Here is a 3,976-nt window from a genome sequence, read left to right on the forward strand (position 1 = left end):
GGTGTATACCAGAGGATTTTTTCTATAAATTTATTTTGATAATTTAAGCTTAAAAATAACTTTTGTTATACATGGTGCAGCATTTTACTGAAAAATGTTCAATATTGACTAAATTTAACAGTTGCAGCTTGTGGTTTTTTGCTCTAGAATACAAATATATAGGATAAAAAATTAATAAATTTACTCTTTAATTAGCCTTAATTGTGTAAGCTTAGATTTAGATCTTTGATCGCCAATCTAAGTAAATCCTTATCTTTATTTCGCATGAAATAAAAGCAATTTTTATACTTTTAACCACTACTTTTTACCACTACTTGCTAGCTTGGCTAGCAAGTAGCATTTATTACAGGTTCACGCTACTCGAGCCTGCGGAGAAACTTTCATGTATAAACTATTTCGTAAAACCTTAGCTTTAACTATGGTTGGAGCTGGTTTATTAACAACTGGTTTTGTTACTTCTGCTTTTGCCGCAGATGTTCCAGCAGGCACTAAGTTAGCAACAAAACAAGTGCTGGCACTACAAATCGGTGACAACCCAGCAACTTTAGATCCGAATTTAACTTCTGAAAACGTCGGTTCACAAATCATCAATAACCTTTTCGAAGGCTTAACTTCTTACGATGCTAAAGGTAATTTAGTACCTGGTGTGGCTGAATCATGGTCACATACTCCAGATAATAAAACTTGGATCTTTAAATTACGTAAAGATGCTAAATGGTCAGATGGTAGTCCAGTGACTGCTAAAGACTTCGTAGCTTCTTGGCAACGTTTAGTTGATCCTAAAACAGCTTCTGAATATTCATTCTACCTAGGAGACCTAGGAGTGAAAAATGCTAAAGCCATTGCTGACGGTAAAGCTCCAGTTAGTAGCCTAGGCGTTAAAGCTGTGGACGATTACACTTTAGAAGTAAGCCTTGAATCGGCTGTACCATGGTTCTTAGAAGCTACATCTCTAGCTGACCTAGCGCCAATTCCAAGCAAATTACTAGCTGCTGGTAAATGGCCTAACTTTAGTAATTTAGTTTCTAACGGACCATACAAACTTGTACAAGCTATTCCTAACGAAAAGTACACTATCACAAAAAACCCAAATTACTGGGACGCGAAGAAAACCGTTATTACAGATGTAACTTTTGTTGTAGCGCGTTCATCTAATGATGCTTACAAACGTTTCTTAGCTGGTGACTTAGATGCCTTTGCGATTGAATCTCCAGTACTTAAAGAACGTTTAAGTAAAGGGAAAAATGATGGCTTTACCGTATTATCTGCGCCAGGTTCATCTATGGGCTTTTATACTTTTAACGTAGCTAAAGCTCCATTTAATAATGAAGATGTACGTCGTGCACTTCTTTTAGCCGTTGACACTAAAGAGTTACAAACTAAAGTATTCCGTAATACGTTAAAAGCAACTTCAGTTTGGGCTTCACCTGCAATTAAAGGCGTAGAGAAAATTAAGCAATCAGCTTACTTTAATCAACCAATGCCTGAACGTATTGCTCAAGCTAAAAAACTCTTAACTAAAGCAGGCTATTCTGAAAGCAAACCATTAACCTTTACTATCAACTACAACACTTCAGATGGTAATAAACAAATGGCAATCGCTTTACAAGCCCAATTTAAAACTCACTTAGGTAAATTAGTAAACGTTGATCTCCACAACGTAGAATGGTCTACTTTCCTATCTGAGCGTAAAACTGGTGCTTATAGCTTCTACCGTATGGGCTGGGGTGCAGACTACTATGAACCATCAACTTTCTATAGTATCTGGACTTCGACCAACCCAACTAACACTGGTGGTTACAAATCAGCTGAATACGATAAACTATTCGACAGCTTAGCAACTACTAAAACTTTTGATGAGCGTATTGCGCTGTACCAAAAAATGAATGACCTTCTGAATAAAAATGTCGTAGGTATTCCATTAACTACTCCGGTGTTAATGACCGCGGTTAAAGATGGCGTTAGAGGTTACAACGTTGATGACAATGTACGTCGTGTATTTAACATGTACATCGTAGCTAAATAATTTTAAAGTCCAGGTTTAACCTGGACTTTTACTCAAGCTATACTTTTTGTCAGACAAAACTTAACTTATTTTTTACAGACTGATTTTTAAGGTTGAACTATGTTGGAAAAAACAATGCACACTTGGTTTGCAACAACACGTAAATTAACTCTTCTTGCAGCTACTTTAGCGGCTGCAGGATTAAGTTCTTATACTATGGCAGCTAATGTTCCGGCAGGCACTAAATTAGCTACCACCCAAGTTTTAAATATTGAGGTCGGTGACAACCCTGCAAGTCTAGATCCTAATTTAGTTAAAGAAACCATTGGTAACCAAATCGTTGCTAATTTATTTGAACCTTTAACTACTTATGATGAGCATGGTAAATTAATTGCCGGTGCTGCGGTTTCTTGGTCGCACTCGGCTGACTATAAAACTTGGACATTTAAATTACGTCCTGAAGCTAAATGGTCGGACGGTAAACCAGTAACCGCTCATGACTTTGTGCTATCTTGGCAAAGACTACTTGATCCTAAAACTGCTTCAGATTACTCATATTACTTAGGTGATCTTGGTGTCTCAAACGCTAAAGAAATTAGCGAGGGTAAGGTTGATAAAAGCAAGTTAGGTGTACGTGCAGTTGATGATTATACATTCGAGGTAACCTTAGCTACCCCAGTGCCTTGGTTCTTAGAAGCTACTTCTTTAGTTGTGCTTTCTCCAGTACCATCGCATTTAGTAAAAGCGAATAAATGGCCAGACTTCAAACATTTTGTGTCTAATGGTCCATACCTCTTAAAAGCAGCAACGCCAAACGAAAAATATACAGTTGTTAAAAACCCTAAATATTGGAATGCAAATAAAACGGTAATTACTGAAGCTAATTTTATGGTGATTCGTAACAGCAACGACGCTTATAAACGTTTACAAGCTGGTGACTTAGATGCCATGAAATTATCAACTCCAGCCTTAGTTAAATCCGTAGGTAATGACAAAAACTTTAAGTTAATTCAGTCTCCTAGTTCATATAGTGTGTGGTTTGCTTTTGGTAATAATAAAGCTCCGTTTAACAATAAACATGCGCGTCAAGCTATTCTTTATGCTATCGACACCAAAGCTTTACAAACCAAAGTATTCCAAAATACGGTACAGGCAACCTCTTTATTTAGCTCGCGTGCTCTTGATGGCGTTAACGAAAACATTAAAGAAGCTCCATACTTCAACCAATCAATGGAGCAGCGTATTGCTAAAGCTAAAGTGTTACTTGCAGGTGCAGGCTATAATAAAGAAAAACCTTTACAATTCCAAATTTCATACAATACGAATGAAATGTATAAATTAGCAGCTATTGCTATCCAAGCACAATTAAAACAAGTGTTTGGTGGAGCAGTGGTTACTACTTTAGTCAATAGCGAATGGGCTAGTTTCTTAGCCAACCGTCATGCAGGTTTATATGACTTCTTCCGTGCAGGTTGGGGTGCTGACTACTATGAACCATCGACTTTCTATGGTATCTGGACAACAGGCAATCCAATTAATGATGGTCGTTTTAGTAATAAAGAGTATGACAAACTGTGGAAAGAACTGTACAAAACAGAGACCACTGAACAAAGATTTGCTCTTTATCAAAAAATGAACGATATCTTAACCGCAGATGCTGCAGCAGTTCCTCTTTATTCTCCACTAGATACTATGGCAGTTAAACCTACCCTTAATGGTATTACCGTTGATGACAATACCCGTCGTCTGTTTAACATGTACTTTACTGCTAAGTAAGAGTAGCTATCTATTTAAGCATTATTTTAGTTAGCCTAAATTAGGTAGACTTAATTAGGCTGACTAGGTTATTTAGTCTCGATTAGACGACTCTATTATGTAAAAACTCCCCCGTAATATAATTATCTGCGGGGGAGTTTACTTTTTCAGTTACTGATCCAAAAGTAGGTACGTGGTAGGTATAGTAGGTATAGT

2 protein-coding genes are annotated in these 3,976 nt (G+C 37.1%); both read left to right on the forward strand.

Annotation, left to right across the window (positions count from 1 at the left end; genetic code table 11):
- The first annotated feature begins 382 nt into the window (after window positions 1-382).
- Window positions 383-2,026, forward strand: a complete 1,644-nt coding sequence (locus CKF58_RS07725) for a peptide ABC transporter substrate-binding protein (protein ID WP_119532619.1) — start codon at window positions 383-385, stop codon at window positions 2,024-2,026.
- A 99-nt stretch (window positions 2,027-2,125) separates the two neighbouring features.
- On the forward strand, window positions 2,126-3,781 hold the full coding sequence (locus CKF58_RS07730; RefSeq protein WP_119532621.1) for a peptide ABC transporter substrate-binding protein: 1,656 nt from the start codon (window positions 2,126-2,128) through the stop codon (window positions 3,779-3,781).
- The last annotated feature ends 195 nt before the right edge of the window (window positions 3,782-3,976 follow it).

It is taken from the genome of Psittacicella hinzii, assembly GCF_003585935.1.
GTDB classification, from domain to species: Bacteria; Pseudomonadota; Gammaproteobacteria; order Enterobacterales; family Psittacicellaceae; genus Psittacicella; species Psittacicella hinzii.